At 60.4% G+C, this 16,629-nt stretch carries 7 protein-coding genes; 1 reads left to right on the plus strand and 6 read right to left on the minus strand.

All coding sequences use genetic code 11. The features are described from left to right. Positions 1-180: 180 nt before the first annotated feature. From FHX16_RS27725 to FHX16_RS27750, 6 genes are all read right to left on the minus strand, one after another. Positions 181-1,002 carry a carbohydrate ABC transporter permease gene (locus FHX16_RS27725; RefSeq protein WP_259131533.1) on the minus strand — a complete coding sequence of 274 codons (822 nt, stop codon included), beginning with the start codon at positions 1,000-1,002 and terminating at the stop codon, positions 181-183. A 3-nt stretch (positions 1,003-1,005) separates the two neighbouring features. Then, positions 1,006-1,872 carry a carbohydrate ABC transporter permease gene (locus FHX16_RS27730; RefSeq protein WP_183757392.1) on the minus strand — a complete coding sequence of 289 codons (867 nt, stop codon included), beginning with the start codon at positions 1,870-1,872 and terminating at the stop codon, positions 1,006-1,008. Positions 1,873-1,925: 53 nt separating this feature from the next. Then, complete coding sequence (locus FHX16_RS27735; protein ID WP_259131546.1) at positions 1,926-3,257, minus strand: extracellular solute-binding protein; 1,332 nt, start codon at positions 3,255-3,257, stop codon at positions 1,926-1,928. Between the two features lie 32 nt (positions 3,258-3,289). Beyond that, positions 3,290-4,834, minus strand: a complete 1,545-nt coding sequence (locus FHX16_RS27740) for a putative N-acetylmannosamine-6-phosphate 2-epimerase (RefSeq protein WP_259131536.1) — start codon at positions 4,832-4,834, stop codon at positions 3,290-3,292. Positions 4,835-4,902: 68 nt separating this feature from the next. Beyond that, on the minus strand, positions 4,903-5,652 hold the full coding sequence (locus tag FHX16_RS27745) for a GntR family transcriptional regulator (RefSeq protein ID WP_183757395.1): 750 nt from the start codon (positions 5,650-5,652) through the stop codon (positions 4,903-4,905). Positions 5,653-5,776: 124 nt separating this feature from the next. Then, entirely contained in the window at positions 5,777-7,201 is a 1,425-nt protein-coding gene (locus tag FHX16_RS27750) for a sensor histidine kinase (RefSeq protein WP_183757396.1), read from the minus strand. A 376-nt stretch (positions 7,202-7,577) separates the two neighbouring features. Between FHX16_RS27750 and FHX16_RS27755 the strand changes: the two genes are divergently transcribed. After that, positions 7,578-16,629: peroxidase family protein (locus tag FHX16_RS27755; RefSeq protein ID WP_259131540.1), on the plus strand; the 9,052-nt coding region annotated here is incomplete at its 3' end.

Consider the following 16,629-nt stretch of genomic DNA (forward strand, 5'->3'; position numbering starts at 1 on the left):
GGATTTGGCTCGGTGGAATGTATATTGAGGCAAGATGCGTAAATATTGCGGAAGCATGTTTTATACTTTCGATGCCAAGTAGCGATCCGGCCGTTTTTCTCGCTGTCCGGAAAACTGGATCTTCGAGGCCCGGAGCGCGCAAGAGACCGGTCAAGGCCACCCGAGAGGCCGCCGGAAGACCTATCCCTTGACGGCGCCGGCGGTCATCGAGCCGGAAATCTGCCTGTACATGAGAAGTCCAAGCACGGCCGGCGGCAATGCGCCAAGTATCATCACGGCCGAAGCCGTTCCCCACTGGACACCGCCGCCACTGGCTGCAAAGAAAAACGAAGCGCCGACCGTCATCGGAACGGCTCGACTGGTTGTCAACATAAGGCCGAACAGGAACTCGTTCCAGGCGGTGATGAAGCCGAAGATGAATGTGGTCACGAGTGCCGGCCGCACGACCGGCCGAATGATCAGGAGCATGATCTCAAGGGAGCTCGCACCATCAACCTTCGCAGCCTCGTCGAGCTCCAGCGGGACGTCGGAAATCGCGTTGACCATGATGACGAGTGCGAGCGGCGTATTGACGATCGTCAGGATGAGCCCGAGCCCGAGCTGCGTGTCGAGAAGCCCCAGCCATTGATACATCATGTAGAGCGGGATGGCGAAGATGATCAGCGGCACGGCCCGCAGGTTGATGATGACAGGCAGGAGTGTTCGTTTGCCTGCCTCGCTTCGGGCAATGGCGTAGGCAGCCGGAAACGCCAGCACGATGGCAAGGCCCGTGCCGATCAGGGATGCGATCGTGCTGTTGAAAAGATAGGAGTAGATGTTGAAGCGATCCGTGTTTGTCAGGACGCGAAGGTAGTTCTCGAGCGTCGGTTGGCTGACGAGCAGGCCGGCATTCATCGACAGTTCCCGCGTGCTCTTCAGCGAGGTGACGAGCGTGACGATCACCGGGAAGTTCATGGCAAAGGCGGCGACAGCAAAAACGATCCAGCGAGCAGCATTGAGCATCGCCTAAGTCCTCCTGCGGGCGGCAAGCCAGTTCAGGCCGTAGAGCACGGCCAGTGATGCGATGAACAGCACGACCGACGCCGCGACGGCCTTTCCGATTGCCCCCTGCTTGAAAAATGCCTGGTAGATGTAGATCGAGAGCGATGTCGTCGATCCGCCGGCGCCGCTTCCGGTCAGGGCATAGACGTTGTCGAAGACGCGAAAGCCATCGATGAACCGGATGAAGAAGGCGATGACGAGGGTCGGCGCCATCAGCGGAAGCTCGATCCACCAGAGGATCTTGTACCAGGGTGCTCCGTCGAGTGCGGCGGCCTCCCGGACATCAAGCGGGATCGCCACGTAGGCCATGTAGAAGAGCAGGAAGGCGAAGGGCGTCCATTGCAGCGTCTCGACGACGACAAGGGTACGGAAGGCGTTGGTCACATCGAGGAATGCGGGGCTGTCCCCGAACCACAGGAACAGATAATAGGGCACCGGTCCGGCAAACTCGTGCAGGACGAGACGGTACATCAGGCCCACCATCGCCGGTGCAACCATCAACGGCAGCATCAATGGTGCCATCAGGAAGGACCGCCTGGCCAGAAGCGGCGCAAGGAAGATCGCGAGGAACAGCCCGATCAGGCATTCCATCAGTGCGGTCAAGCTGCCGAACCGCATGGAAAAGGATACGGCCTGCCAGAACTCTCCGTCGGCCAGCACCGAGGTGTAATTGCCAAGACCAGTGAGGCTTGGACTGCGCAGGTTTTCGAAACTGACCGTCGAGACCGAATAGATCAGGTTGACGAGAGAGGGAAAGCCGAGAAACAGAAGCAGGAACGCCACAAGCGGCGTCAGGTAGGCCCTGCCTTCGGCATGTTTTACGGTAGCCATCATGATCCGCCGGGAATGCCGGCGACAGCCAAAGGGCTGACGCCGGCTTTGTCCTATTTCTTCAGGAGATCCTGCATGCCGGTCTGCACATGGGCAAGCGCGTCGTCGAGCCCCTGCTGGCCGGACCAGTATCCGGTGAATTCCTTCGCCTGCAGCTCGTAGACCGAAAGCGCGTTGGCGGAGGTTGCGCCATTCATGACGTAGCCGTACTTGCTGGCAAATTCGCCAAGCTTGACGAGATCGGGACGTTCCTTGGCGACCTTGGCGACGACATCTGGCGACAGTGCCGGGGAACCGCCGCTCTTGGCATAAAGCAGGGCCGCATCTTCACTCGCCAGCCACTTCAGGAACTTGACCGCGCCTTCCTTGTTCTTGGCATTCTTGTTGAGGCCAAGGCCAAGGCCGTGAATGTGGTCGGCGCGTCCGTCTGGACCGGCGGGGGGAGCAACGATGCCAGTCACCTCGGCGACAGCCGGAGTTTTTTCGGCATTGGTCAGGTCTGCCGCTGCGGCGTTCCACTGCAGTGCTGTCGCGGCCTGGCCCGAGCCGAAGGCGGCGTTGGTTTCGGCGTATTCGTAGCTCAGCGAGTCCTTTGGCGAGGCGCCGGCGTCATAGAGCTTCTTGTAGAGCTCGAGACCCGTCCTGTAGGCATTGGAGTCGACGGTGATCTTGCCGTCCTTGTCCATCCATTCACCGCCGTAGGATCGCGGCAGCGACTGGAAGACCATCATGTTGAAGAGAAGGTTCTTCATCTGCAGGACGGTGCCGTAACGCACGGGGCTTGCCGAATTTGCCTGCTTGCTGAAGTAGAGGGACGTTGCCGCCCAGTCGTCCCAGGTCCAGCTGTCGGGATCCTTCGGCTGGAGCTCCTTTCCAAGGAATTTCTTGGCGATCTCGCCGTAGGTCTTCCTTGCCGCATCGTCCTTCAGCAGCGCATCCACCAGGTCCTTGCGGTAGTACATGAAATGCAGGGAAAGGTCGGTTGGGACACCATATTGCTTGCCGTTGAACTGCATCGTCTTGAGGACGGATTCGCCAAAGACCTTCGCGGCATCCGGACCAAGGTCGATGGGATCCATGTAGGATGCGTAACGACCGATCGAATAGGTGGCGACAAGATTGACGTCGAACGCATTGGAGCCGGCGGCCATGTCGGCCTGCAGCTTGTCGAAGAAGCCGTCGCGGTTGAAGAACAGCAGCTCGACCTTGTCGGCATCGCTGATACCGGCCTGGCCATTATAGGCTTCGACCGTGGCGCGCAGCGCCGTTTCCTCCGAGCCGCCCGGCCAGCCAAGCACCGTGACGGTGGCATTTGCGATGCCAGGCAGGGCGACGCCCGCAAGAAGCGTTGCCGCAAGTGCAAGTGACGTGTTTTTGTATGTCATCATCGTTCCCTTTCTTGTTTGGTTTTACGTCGTTATTTCCCCGCTGCAGCCGGGCCTCCTCCAGCAAGATCCGCAGCGCCGATGATACCGGCATGCCGGCCGAGCCTTGCCGCCATGAGACGTGGTGCAAGCCTCGGCGACAATCCCTTGAAATGGCTTTCCATGAGGTCGAGATAGCCCTGAGCGAGGCCGATGCCGCCGCCGATGACGATCCGGTCGGGATCGAGCATCAGCTGGATGTCCCGGCAGAGCGTTGCTGCGCGAAAGGCAGAGCCGGAGACGATGTCTGCCGCCCAGCTTTCGCCGTTTCTGGCGCGCTCGAAGACTTCGACGGCATCGACCGGGTGGCCGTTCTGCGAGGCTTCGCTGGCAATCCACCGGCCCGATGTCTGGTCCTCGAACGGTGACTGTCCCTCGGAAGGTGAGCGGATCAGCCCGAAGTGTCCGGCAAGACCGAGAAGCGGCCTGCCGTCGATGACGACCCCGCCGCCAATGCCGGTCGAGATCGTGAGAAAGACGAGGCGCGGGGCGCCCGCTCCTGCCCCGAACCGGTACTCGCCCCAGGCCGCAGCCTGCGCATCGTTGACGGCAGTAGCCGGCTTGCCGAACATCCGCGTGACACGGTCGATGAGAGGGTAGCGGTCAGGGATTTGAAGCGTTGCCGGATTGAGGGCCGACCAGGATCCATCCTCGATCACGCCGGTGACGGCGATACCGATCCTGGCATAGCGGTCCGCCCAGCCGGCGGTCGATTGAAACACAGTCGAGAGCCAGGCATCAGGTCCGGCGCCGCGTTCGGTCGCAACCACGACCTCCTCGACAACCCTGTCGCCGCTGACAAGCGCTGCCATTGTCTTGGTGCCGCCGATGTCGATCGAAAGGACAGTGCCGTCTCCCGTTGAAGACGGTGCCCGATAGGCTTCGCCGATCGCTTGGCTGAACCAGCCTGTCACGTGCTCGGTGCGGGTAATCGCGGAGCCGACGACCACGGCAAATGCCCCGGCCCTTGCCGCTGATACCGCCTGCTCGGGAAAGCGGATACGTCCCTCGGCAATGACGAAAGGTGTGAGCCGACGCATGGCTGATATCAGCTCGATGTCAGGGTCGACGGGTTCCGGGCCGCCAACATAGCCGGAGAGCGTGGTGCCGACAAAATCGACGCCGGCAGCAAGGGCGCGCCCTGCATCCTCAAGCGAAGAGCAGTCCGCCATTGTCAGCTTGCCCTTGGCCTTTATCGCGCGCACCAGCGCTTCCACGGATGCCGGGCGGACGCGATCAGTGGCATCGAAGGCGACGATATCGGCTCCGGCATCGGCGAGCGCTTCCGCATCGGACAGGAACGGAGTGATGCGCACCGGACTGTCTCTAAGATCGCGTTTGACGATCCCGACGATCGGGGCGGTGACGGCGGCCCGCACGGCTTTGACATAGGCAACCGATTCGATCCGCAGTGCGCTCGCCCCGGCACTCAGAGCCGCTCTTGCGAAGCCCGTGACGAACGCGGCCTCGTCCATCGGTCCATCCGGAACCGGCTGGCAGGATACGATGAGGCTATTCCTGATGTCTTCCCGTTGCACCCGCGACACTCCATTTCGGCATCACGATAGATGGAAAATACCAGAATACAACCAGTTTATAACTGGTCTTATCGCTGCAGTTCGAACACGAAGTCGTAGACCTCGCCCTTGTAGCGGGTCTCACAATATTCGACGATCTGTTCGTCGGGCAGGAAGCAGCGTCTTTCGGTCACCAGCAATGGCGCGCCGGCCTCGCAATGGAGATGCGCGGCATCCTCGCTGGAGGCGGCTCTCGATCGCATCCGCTGGATCGCCCGCTGTGGCATGAAACCGCGCGCGGCAAGCGCCTCGTAGAGCGAGTCGCGAACGAGATCCGGTGAAGGAATAAAGCGCGTCGGCACCGTTGAACTCTCGACCGCAATCGGCTGCCCGTCTGCCGTGCGGACGCGTTTCATACGGACGACCATGGCGCTGGCGGAAAGACCAAGGGCCATCATTTCGGCTGGTGATGGTCGGCTTATCTGTTTGGAAAGCCAGACGCATCCAGGTTCCATCCCGCGCGCGCGAATGTCCTCAGAAAAGCTTGTCAGCGTCGCAAGCGACTTTTCGACACGCGATCCGACCTCCGTCCTGAAGCCATGGCGCCGGTTGAGGAGCCCTTCCTCCTCGAGCAACGCCAGCGCCTTTCGAACCGTTACGCGTGACAGCGACAGGTTCTCTGCCAGAACCCGTTCCCCCGGCAGCATGCCGCCGGGCTTCACCGCGTTGGAGCGAATGGCAGTCTCGATCGCCGACTTGAGCCGTTTGTAGAGGGGCACGTCGGGCGCGCTCTGGCCGAGCTCCCTGCCAACACGTTCGATCAAGCTGATTTCGGACATGGCGCTCCTTTCGACGGATCGATCCCGACGATCCTGAAAATCGGTATCTGGAGCTATACTGGTATTATCGTCTTCGCGCAATTGCCGATGACAGGCCCCGGTTCCGCGGACCGCGGCATCAGAATTACTCCAGTGGCAGCAGGACGATGACGAGCGTGCCATTGCTGCGGCGGATCGTACGGAGTTTGCCGCCGAAGGCACGGATGCGACGCTTCTGCATCAGCTTGCCCAGGCGAATGCGCTGCGGGGCTATGGCCTGCGCCTTCGGTGGACTGCCGATATCGGCGATGGCAATGACAATGCGATTGCGCCGCATGCCATAGCGCAGCTGCTGGACGTTTCCTGGCGCGTGCCGGTGTGCATTCATCAGCGCTTCCTGGATGAAGCGATAGACGCAGATGTTCAGATGTCCCCGGCTCGGATCGACATCGAGCTTACCCTTTAGAGCGACACGATTGCCGGTCAGGTCCGTGTGACGGCGAACGGCAAGCAGAATGGTTTCGTTGAGCGAAAGGTTGTCGAGCTCAGGCAGGACGAGGCCGGAGGATATGTTTCTGATGTCTTCCAGCACGGCCGAGACGAAGTGCTGCAGCTTGCCCATGCTTTCGGCAGAAACCACCACGCCGTCGCTCTCTGCGGGGGATGGCCTCATGTCGCTCAATCTGAGCTTGATGAGGGTCAGTACCTGTATTGGGCCGTCGTGAAGGTCTGCACCGATCTGGTCGAGGATCTTCTCGTTGAGCTTGCCGGCCTCCCGTCTTGCGCGTTCGGCCTCGAGCCGCAGACGCCGGTTCTGGTTCGACAGCTCCAGCGCGTGCCTGAGGCTTGCGCGCAGCGCCGTGTGCTGGTCGTCGATCGTGCGGCTGCCGCTGCGGACGATCATGTAGAGAAGAGCGAGCATGGGAACGGAAACGAGGAGCACGATCATCAGCGTCGAGCGCCATGCGCCGGCAATTTCTGCAAGCAGATAGTTGGGTCGTTCGTAGAATTCGCCGACGAGGATCGTCTTGCCGGACGCGTCCTGCACCAATGGTGCATAGACCTCGATGTATTCGGACTTTCGCTCGTCTCCGGAGTAGTGGTGTTTTGCGATCATGGTGCGCGATACGACGACTTCGCCCTTCGTCGCACGCCTCAGCTCGTCAAAGACCTCTTCCCTGTCGAACTTCTGCCCCGCCGTCGAATAGAATAGGCTGCCATCGGTGTTCCAGATCTTGATCTCACGCACATGCTGGCCAAGCGGGCTGTCGCCGAGAAGCTGATCGAGTTTGGCCTTGACCTCGGGTGACAGGCTCTTGGAGCGGATATCCTGTTCAGAAATAAGCGGCTCGACGAAAGTCTGGAGGTAGGCCGCTCCGACGCTGCCCGCCCCCTGCATGATCGCCCTCTCGATGCTTTTCGTCGTCCAGAGTCCAAGCAGGAACATCAGGGCAAGGACGATCAGCGACGCGATGAGAATGAATTTCACCTCGAGGCGCGCCTTGCGCACCCGGTCCTTCATCCATCGCCATGTGACGGCCAGGCGCTCGGGCCATACCCGTTTTGTCATTTCGCTCTGCGCAAACGCCATGCTCCCCCCGAAACTCGACGCCGATGATTATATTCATGTTTGCGAATATTTTTCCTGCTGGCAACACACTTTCGATCATTCCAGCTGACGATCAAACAAAAGCGCCCCGACTGTCCTCGCGAACGGGCGATGACTGTCCCATGGGACAGCTTCTGCTGGCCCTGAGTATATCGTGATGGTGCGACCTTCGTTGCTTTCACTGGAATACTATAGTCTGGATTTTTGCTCGACCTTGTTCTCTGACGGCATAGTCAACCAAAATATATAACTAGAAAATCAGACAATAACACAAATTCTGGCCGGCTATACACGTTGTCTGCCGGGTGGGAATTTTGCGCTCTAAGGGGAGAGGGAAATGACCGCATTTACACTGAATCTGCAGGACATGATCTTCATTCTGCGTCAGATCAAGATTGCCGAAGCACATGCTGCCGGAACGGCTCTGACCGAAATCTATGTCGATTCCGAGGGCAATGTCGTTCCCGCGGGGACACCGGGCGCCTTGCTTGCGATTCCAGATCCTCATGTTCCGGCTGGTCTTCGGACGGTCGACGGGACCTACAACAACGTTGTGCCTGGCCGGGAGACCTGGGGTGCGGCCGACCAGTCGATGCCGAGGCTGCTGGACGGCAGCTTCGTCAACGACGCCGATGGCGACACAATGCCATTTGGTCCTCCGGGATCGCCGGCTGTCACCAACAACGACTATGGCGTTGTCGGTTCGCCGAGCCTGCCTTCGGTCAACGGCGGACATACAGGCAACGTCGCTGACGCCGATCCTCGGATTATTTCCAATCTCGTCGTTGACATGAGCATCAACAATCCGGCGGCGATTTTTGCGGCGCTGACATATGCAGGCTCAGAGGATCCGCAAGCGGATCTCGAGCGGTTGCTTGCCGCACGGGTCACGCAGGCAGAGGCAGATGCCGCGCTTGCGACGGCGCAGACGGCAGTTGCGACTGCGGAGGCGGCGGTCAATGCTGCGGTCGCAGCTTATGTGCCGGGGGATCCGCTATTGCTGGACGCGATCCAGACTGCGGCTGAAGCGCTCACGGTGGCCGAAGAAACACACGCTCATGCGACAGCTGTTGCTGCCAATCCCAGCGCGGCTTTCGTTGCGTTCGCCGAAGAACTCGGCCTGACGGTCAATGATCAAGGTACCCTCGTTATCCCCAACATTGCCCCTGATGAAGGCCTGTCTGCTCCCTTCAATGCCTGGATGACGTTCTTCGGGCAGTTCTTCGACCACGGCCTCGATCTCATCTCGAAAGGCAACAACGGCACCGTCTTCATTCCGCTGCAACCCGACGATCCGCTCTACGTGCCGGGAGGCAGTACAAATTTCATGGTCCTGACGCGCGCAGCACCCACGCCGGACGGGTCGCAGACCAATACGACGACATCCTTCGTCGACCAGAACCAGACCTATACGTCACACGCCTCCCATCAGGTCTTCCTGCGTGAATATGTCATGAGGCCCAACGACGAGCTGGTCGATGTGCCGGTGGCCACCGGAAAGCTGCTGGACGGTGCGGCAAACGGACTTCCGACCTGGAAGGACATCAAGGATCAGGCGCGTGAGCTGCTCGGAATCGAGCTGAGCGATCGTGACGTCATCAACCTTCCGCTGCTACGCACCGACGCCTACGGCGAGTTCATTCGCGGCGACAACGGCTTGCCCCTGATCATAACCGGCATCGGGGCCGACAATATTCCGAATACCGAAGACGACAGCGTTGTTGAGGGCAATCTCGCCACGCCTGTGAATACGTTCAGTGTCGGTGCCCTTCGCACCGGCCATGCCTTCCTTGATGACATCGCCCACCAGGCCAACCCGTTCGACAGCCAGACCGGCCAGTTCAAGGCTGCGGATGCTGATGACGGTATCGGCACGCCACCGCCGGTCCTTGACGGCTTCGATGCGGTCGTCCTTTCGGATGGTACGCCTGGCGTCAATGTCGATGCCGCGCTCGGCAACTGGACCGAAACACCTCCTCCCGGCTGGGACATCACAGGAGGCTTCGGTGGCGTCTATGACCCGACGGCCACTGTTATCGCCGAAACCGGACACGGGGGCGGCAATGTCGTGTTCCTCGATTCCGCAGCTGTCCTGACGCATGACACGGGTGTCCTTTTGCAGGGCGGTCGGACCTATTCACTGACGCTCAATGTCGGCGACCGGACCGACCAGACATTCGGTGGAGGCACGGTTCAGCTCGTTGCCGCAGGTGGCGCGATCCTGTCGAGCCTTGTGCTGCCGATCCCTGGAGAGGGCGGCTGGCTGCCGGTAACCCTGAGTTCAGGTGTTGTTCCGGCCGGTGCTGCCGGCCAGGAGCTTCGAATTGTCGTGACCCATGGTGGTGGCACGGGCCAGCAGATCCTCATCGACGACGTCAGGCTTACCTCGAACATCGCGCAATACGACGACGAGCTCCTTGATCGTCATTTCATTACGGGCGATGGCCGCGGCAACGAGAACATCGGTCTGACCGCTGTCCACCATATCTTCCACTCGGAACACAATCGCCAGATCGACTCGCAGAAGCTGACCATTCTGAACAGTGGCGACCTTGACTTCATCAACGAATGGCTGGTTGGCGAGGGCATCACCGGTCTGCCAGCCGGCTTTGCCTCCATGACGGCACTGCAGCAACTCGCCGTTGCCGATACGCTCGATTGGGACGGTGAACGCCTGTTCCAGGGTGCGCGGTTTGCAACGGAGATGCAATATCAGCATCTGGTCTTCGAGGAGTTTGCCCGCAAGATTCAGCCGGCGATCGACCCATTTGTCTTCAACAACATTACCGACATCAATCCGTCGATCTTCTCGGAGTTCGCCAACACCGTCTACCGCTTCGGTCATTCGATGCTGACGGAGAACATGCCGCGCGTCTTCATCGACGCGAATGGTGCTGTGACAAGCACCGACAACATGGGGCTGATCACGGCCTTCCTCAATCCGGTCGCCTTCGACAATGATGGCACGGTGACAGCGGATCAGGCCGCCGGCGCCATCGTTCGCGGCATGACCATCGAGCGCGGCAACGAGATCGACGAATTCATTACCGGCGCGCTTCGAAACAGCTTGCTCGGCCTGCCGCTCGACCTCGCATCCATCAACATCGCGAGAGGTCGGGATACCGGTATTCCGACACTGAACGACGCGCGCACACAGCTCTATGCGGCAACCGGCTCGAGCTTCCTGACGCCCTATGACAGCTGGACCGATTTCGCGGCCAATCTGAAGAATCCGATCTCTGTCGTGAACTTCATCGCCGCCTACGGCACCCACTCTTCGATCACCGGGCAAACGACCGTGGCAGGCAAACGGGATGCAGCCTGGGCCCTGGTGTTCGGTGACGACAGCCTGACGGGCGCAGCTGCTGACGCGTTCAACGCGGACAGGTTGGCCTTCCTGAACAGCACCGGCACATGGACTGCGGCCAACAGCGGCCTCAATGCGATCGACCTCTGGATTGGCGGGCTTGCAGAAAAGAAGATGCCTTTTGGCGGCTTCCTCGGCTCGACGTTCAATGCGATCTTCGAAGCCCAACTTGAGAACCTGCAGGATGGCGATCGCCTTTACTATCTGACCCGCACACAGGGGCAGAACTTCCTGAACATGCTGGAACAGAACTCGTTCGCCAAGATGATCATGGCGAACACCGATATCGCACAGCCCGGCCCGGACGGTATCCGGGGCACCGCAGACGACATCGTCAACCGCCACATGGGCGTGGATTCGTTCGGCAACTATGACTTCGTCCTCGAAGTCAACGCTGCCAACCAGGCCGACTACAACGGTACTGCGGCAGGCGTTGATCCGCTGGGAACCGACGCAGCGCTTGAAGCCATGGGCCTCGGCAAGGTTGCGCGTGACGACCCCGGTACACCGGGTGTGGACGTGAACTATCTACGCTTTACCGGCGGCGAGCACATCGTTGCCGGCGGCACCAGCGGCAACGATACAATCATCACGGATTTCGGCGATGACGGGATCTGGGGCGATGCCGGCGATGACCGGATCGAATCGGGTGCCGGCGTCGATCTCGTCAACGGCGGCGCGGGCGACGACATTCTCACCGACAGTGGCGATAGCGGCGACTTCATCAAGGGTGACGAGGGCAACGACGTTATTGCCAACTCAAACGGTCTCGACATTCTGATGGGTGGGATCGGCAAGGACGCGATCTTTGTCGGTGTCGATGACACGGAGGTCTTCGGCGGCGAAGGCGACGATTTCATCGTCGGCGGCGAAGGTGTCGATCTGCTGATGGGCAATGAAGGGGACGACTGGATCGAAGGCGGTGGCGGTTTCGACACTACGGCGGGCGACAATTCGGAGCTGTTCTTCAACAGCGTCATCAAGGGCCATGACGTGATGTTTGCCGGCAACGAAGAGAACGACTTCGACGGCGAGTCCGGTGACGACATCATGGTGCAGGGCGAAAGCGTCATGCGCAATGAAGGCATGTTCGGTTTCGACTGGGCAATCTTCAAGGGCGTCGCACGCGATGCGCACGCCGACATGAACATTCCGATCTTCACCACCGAGCAGGAAGACATTCTTCGCAACCGGTTCGACAAGGTCGAGGCTCTCTCGGGATGGGATCACAACGACACGCTCATTGGTGATGAGCGCACCTTTGGCGAAATTGCGCCCGGGGACACGGTCGCCACGACGGAGAATATCTTCTTCAATGACGGTCTCGATGCCGAAGGGCTTGCCCGCATCGCCGGGCTCAATCAGATCGTCGATCTCGATGCCTCGGGCTTTTACCAGAGCGGCAACGTCCTGCTTGGTGGCGGCGGCCACGATCTGCTGCAAGGCAATGGCGGCGACGACATTATCGACGGCGACCGGTGGCTCAACGTCCGGATCCGGATAACATCCGGCTCGGAAAATTCAGCTGCCAATCAGATCGCAACTGTCGACAGCATGCGGCACGTGTTCACCGCAGCCGAAGCCCCCGCGCCGTCCTGGATCGGAAGATCGCTTTTCGAGCTTCTGGTCGACCGCACTGTCCGACCGGATCAGATGCACATTGTGCGTGAAGTCCTCACCGCCGACGGTGACGGTGATATCGACACGGCGGTCTTCCGCGGCAGTCGCAGCGAATACGAGATCGAAGGCATTGATTTCAACGACGACGGCGACAACCAGACGATCGTTCGGCACCTGGTCAATACGGCAGTCGGCGGCGTTGCGGTCAACGATGGCGTCGACAAGGTCAGCAATATCGAGCGCCTGCAGTTCGCCGATCAGACGGTGGAGCTCGTCGAGGTCGATGATGAAGCACCGGTCGGCAATCCGGTGATCGAAGGCTTCGCGCAGATCGGTCAGCTGCTCAAGGTGCAGATGGCCTCCGATGGCTCGCTTGCGGGCGTAACGGATGCGGACAATCCGGATGGTGGCAAGATCTTCCCGCCGCTGATCATCGAGTGGCAGATCGAAACGGATCCCGGCGTCTTCGTCGATACCGGCTTCCGTGGTCCGTCGTTTACGCCGGCAACGGACGGCGAATTCGAAGTCGGCGCAGATGTCCGCGTTCGCGCCATCGTCCGCTATACCGACGCCAACGGCATTCCCTATGCTGTCGCTTCGCTGCCGACAGATCCGCTCGTTCCCGCAACGAACCTCGTTGCCACGGAAGGTGACGACGTCCTGGTCGGAACGCCCGGTGATGACACCATCGATGGCCTTGGCGGTAATGACATCATCTTCGGACTTGCCGGGGATGACGACCTGAGAGGCGGCGCCGGCGACGACGAAATCTTCGGCGGGCTTGGTGACGATACGCTCGCAGGCGGTGACGGCAACGACATTCTCGACGGCGGCGACGGCGACGATACCGCTGTCTTCGCCGGCAACCGGGCCGACTTCGTCTTTGAGATCAATGCCGAAGGCCAGCTGGAGGTGGTTGGCACGAATGAGGAAGATGCCGTCATCAGCATTGAGAACTTTCAGTTCAACGATGGCACCGTGACGATCGCCGAAGTGCAGGCGGGCTTGCCGGATATCATCCCGACAGATGGCCCCGACACCATCACCGGAACCGAAGGCGCCGACGACATCGATGCGCTTGGCGGCAATGACACGATCAACGCGCTCGGTGGCGACGATGACCTCGTCGGCGGTCTCGGAAATGACGTGATCAATGCTGGCGCCGGCGACGACACGATTGCCTGGGAGGTCGGCGATGGACGCGATATCATCGACGGCGGAGTCGGCACGGATCGTTTGCGCATACGCGGTGACAACAATGACGAGACGTTCTTCGTCGAGGATGTAGCCGACTATCTGGCAAGGACCGGTCTTCTGGCAGACCCGCTCCAGGCGACGACCGAAATCGTCGTCTCCCGCAGCGTCGGTGCCGGGGCGTCGATCGTGGTGGCAGAGCTGGCCGGTATGGATGAGATCGATATCAACGGCGGCGGCGGCAACGACACCTTTGTCGTTTCGGGCGATTTCGCAGGCACGGATCTCGATCCGAGCACAATCACCATCGACGGCACAAGCGGCGATGACACCGTCGACATCACCGGCCTCGACTCGCAGCACCGTATCGTCTTCCGCTCCAATGGCGGCGACGACACCATCGTCGGCACGCTGCGCCCACAGGATGTCGTCGAACTGGCCCCGGGATCCGTGATCACGGGCTACACGCTCAGCGACAATACAAACGGCACACGGACGCTCTCGAACGGCACGCATTCGATCACCTTTACGGGTGTCGTTCCGCCGCAGTTCGTACCTCAAGACGACGACCCGAATTCGGGACCGTTCGCCTATACCGCAGCTGACCTCGCCGGCCTCAAGAACCTCGTGAACGGTCTTGCTGCCTTCGAGGATGACGACGATACGGAAGGCTTCGGTGGCGTGCGCAGCCTGTCCGGCCACGGCAATAACGAGCAGCATGCCGACTGGGGTGCCGCCGACGAGCCGTTCATCCGGATTACCAATGCGCACTATGGCGAATACGACGCCGGATCAGGCAACAACCAGATCAACCCGATTTTCGAAGGGCTCAATCCACGCAACATCAGCAACGTGCTCGGCGCCCAAGAAGCCAACCTCGCGAAGAACGCGTCCAACGCCAACATCTTCTTCATGGCGTTCGGTCAGTACTTCGACCATGGGCTCGACTTCCTGCCGAAGGGTGGCAACGGAACGATCCAGATCGGCGCACCCGGCAGCGGTGCACCCGGTTCGGGCAATCCCGCGGATCTGACGCGCGGTACCGTCCACGACATCGACGAGAATGGCGTGTCGCAGCATCTCAACAAGACCTCGCCTTTCGTCGACCAGAACCAGTCATACGGTTCGCATGAACTGGTCGGTCAGTTCCTCCGCGAAAGCGATGGAAACCAGGGCTTCGGTTCGCACCTGCTTCAGGGTGCGGTGGATCCGTCCAATACGGAGTTCCGGTTACTGCCGACGCTGCGTGAACTGATCACGCATCACTGGCAGGCCAACACGATCTTCCGTGATGCCGAGTTGCCAGGCGGACAGATCAGCTTCCGTGATTACTACGCCGGTCTGGTCGATGCGACCGGTCATATCAATGAAACGATGCTGCCTCAGATGACCTCCGACTTCATGGGCAGTGGCCATGCGCTGCTTCTCGACGCCAACCCGTTCATCAGCGCACTCGATCACTATGTCGTCGGCGATGGACGCGGCAACGAGAATTTTGCGCTGACCTCGATCCACACGATCTGGGCACGCAATCACAACTACCACGTGGAACTTCTGGAGCAGTCCGGCTTCCAGGGAACGGCCGAGGAGCTGTTCCAGGCCGCCAAGATGGTGAATGAAGCGGAATACCAGCGCGTTGTGTTCACCGAGTTCGCCGACATGTTGATTGGCGGCATCAGGGGCGATGGCGATCATGGCTTCGAGGAATACAACCCCAATGCAACGGCCGCGATCTCCCATGAGTTTGCCGCAGCGGTCTATCGCGTTGGCCATTCACTGATTGGCCAGACGATGACAGTGATCGGGCCGGATGGCGAGCCGAGGCAGGTGGCGCTCTACGACGCCTTCCTCAATCCGAGCAATGATCCCGGTGTCTTCAAGGGTCCGTTACCTCCCGGCTATGTGCCGCAACCCGGATACGGGCAGCTCGGGGTCAATTCGATCCTTGGCGGTATCGTCACCCAGAGTGCGGAGGAAGTGGACTTCAACATCGTCGATGCGGTGCGCAACGATCTCGTCCGCATCAATGCCGACCTGTTCTCCTTCAACGTTGCCCGCGCTTGGGATGTCGGGCTCGGTACGCTGAACCAGGTGCGCATGGATCTGGCTGCATCAACCGATCCCTATGTCAGGGAGGCTCTCGGTTATGCCGGCAACCTCTCGGCCTATACCTCCTGGGAGGACTTCCAGGCTCGCAACGGCCTGTCGGACATAGTGATCAACCAATTCCGTCAGGCCTATCCGGACCTCGTGCTGCAGGCCGGGGACATAGCAAGCTTCCAGGCGATCAACCCTGACATTCAGGTTGCGATCCAGGCCGATGGTACAGGCCTTGTCAAGGGCATCGACCGTGTCGACCTCTGGGTCGGCGGCCTTGCCGAGAAGCACATCAATGGCGGCATGGTGGGTCAGACCTTCTGGGTCGTGCTGCAGGAGCAGTTTGACCGCCTGCAGGAGGCCGACCGTTTCTACTACCTCAACCGCTTCGACAACTTCGACTTCTATGAGGACTTCATCGACGGGCAGGAGTTCGCCGACATCGTGGCGCGCAACACCGGACTAACGAGCCTCTCCGAAAGCATCTTCGAAACCGAGCCGCTTGACGATGACGATGACGATCAGGGCGGCGACGACGACGATGGTGATCATGATGATGATGATGATGATGACAACAGCGGCCCTGGAGGTGGCGACGACAACGATGATGACGACGATGACGATGATTCGCCATCAGGCGGCGATGATGATGACGGCACGTCTTCGGGAGGTGATGACGACGACGATGACTCCTCGTCGGGCGGGGACGACGGTGACGGCGGCACGGATCCGCTTCCTGTCGCGGCACAGACATTGATCGGGACTGTTGCTGGGGATGTTCTGATTGGCGCGGCTGGTGCCGATACGATCCTTGCCGGTGGTGGTGGGGATATCGTTGCCGGTGATGCGGGCAATGACATCCTGCGCGGCGAGGACGGCGACGACGTGGTGACGGCCGGCGACGGCAACGACAGTGTCACCGGTGGAGCCGGCGATGACGAGCTGCATGGCGGGGCCGGCGACGACATGCTGTTCGGCAATGCCGGCAAGGACATGATCCATGGCGAAGCGGGCTTCGACTTCATCGAGGGCGGGGCCGGCGAGGATCAGGTCTGGGCTGGTGACGGCGACGACACGGTGATCGCCTCTGCCGGTGACGGCGACGACCAGT

This window comes from Rhizobium sp. BK661 (assembly GCF_024808825.1).
Lineage (GTDB): Bacteria > Pseudomonadota > Alphaproteobacteria > Rhizobiales > Rhizobiaceae > Rhizobium.

Bases quoted from the DNA above. Each gene is read 5' to 3' on its own strand.
- FHX16_RS27735 (WP_259131546.1), bottom strand. From the start codon at position 3,257: ATGACATACAAAAACACGTCACTTGCACTTGCGGCAACGCTTCTTGCG.
- FHX16_RS27750 (WP_183757396.1), bottom strand. From the start codon at position 7,201: ATGACAAAACGGGTATGGCCCGAGCGCCTGGCCGTCACATGGCGATGG.
- FHX16_RS27745 (WP_183757395.1), bottom strand. From the start codon at position 5,652: ATGTCCGAAATCAGCTTGATCGAACGTGTTGGCAGGGAGCTCGGCCAG.
- FHX16_RS27730 (WP_183757392.1), bottom strand. From the start codon at position 1,872: ATGGCTACCGTAAAACATGCCGAAGGCAGGGCCTACCTGACGCCGCTT.
- FHX16_RS27725 (WP_259131533.1), bottom strand. From the start codon at position 1,002: ATGCTCAATGCTGCTCGCTGGATCGTTTTTGCTGTCGCCGCCTTTGCC.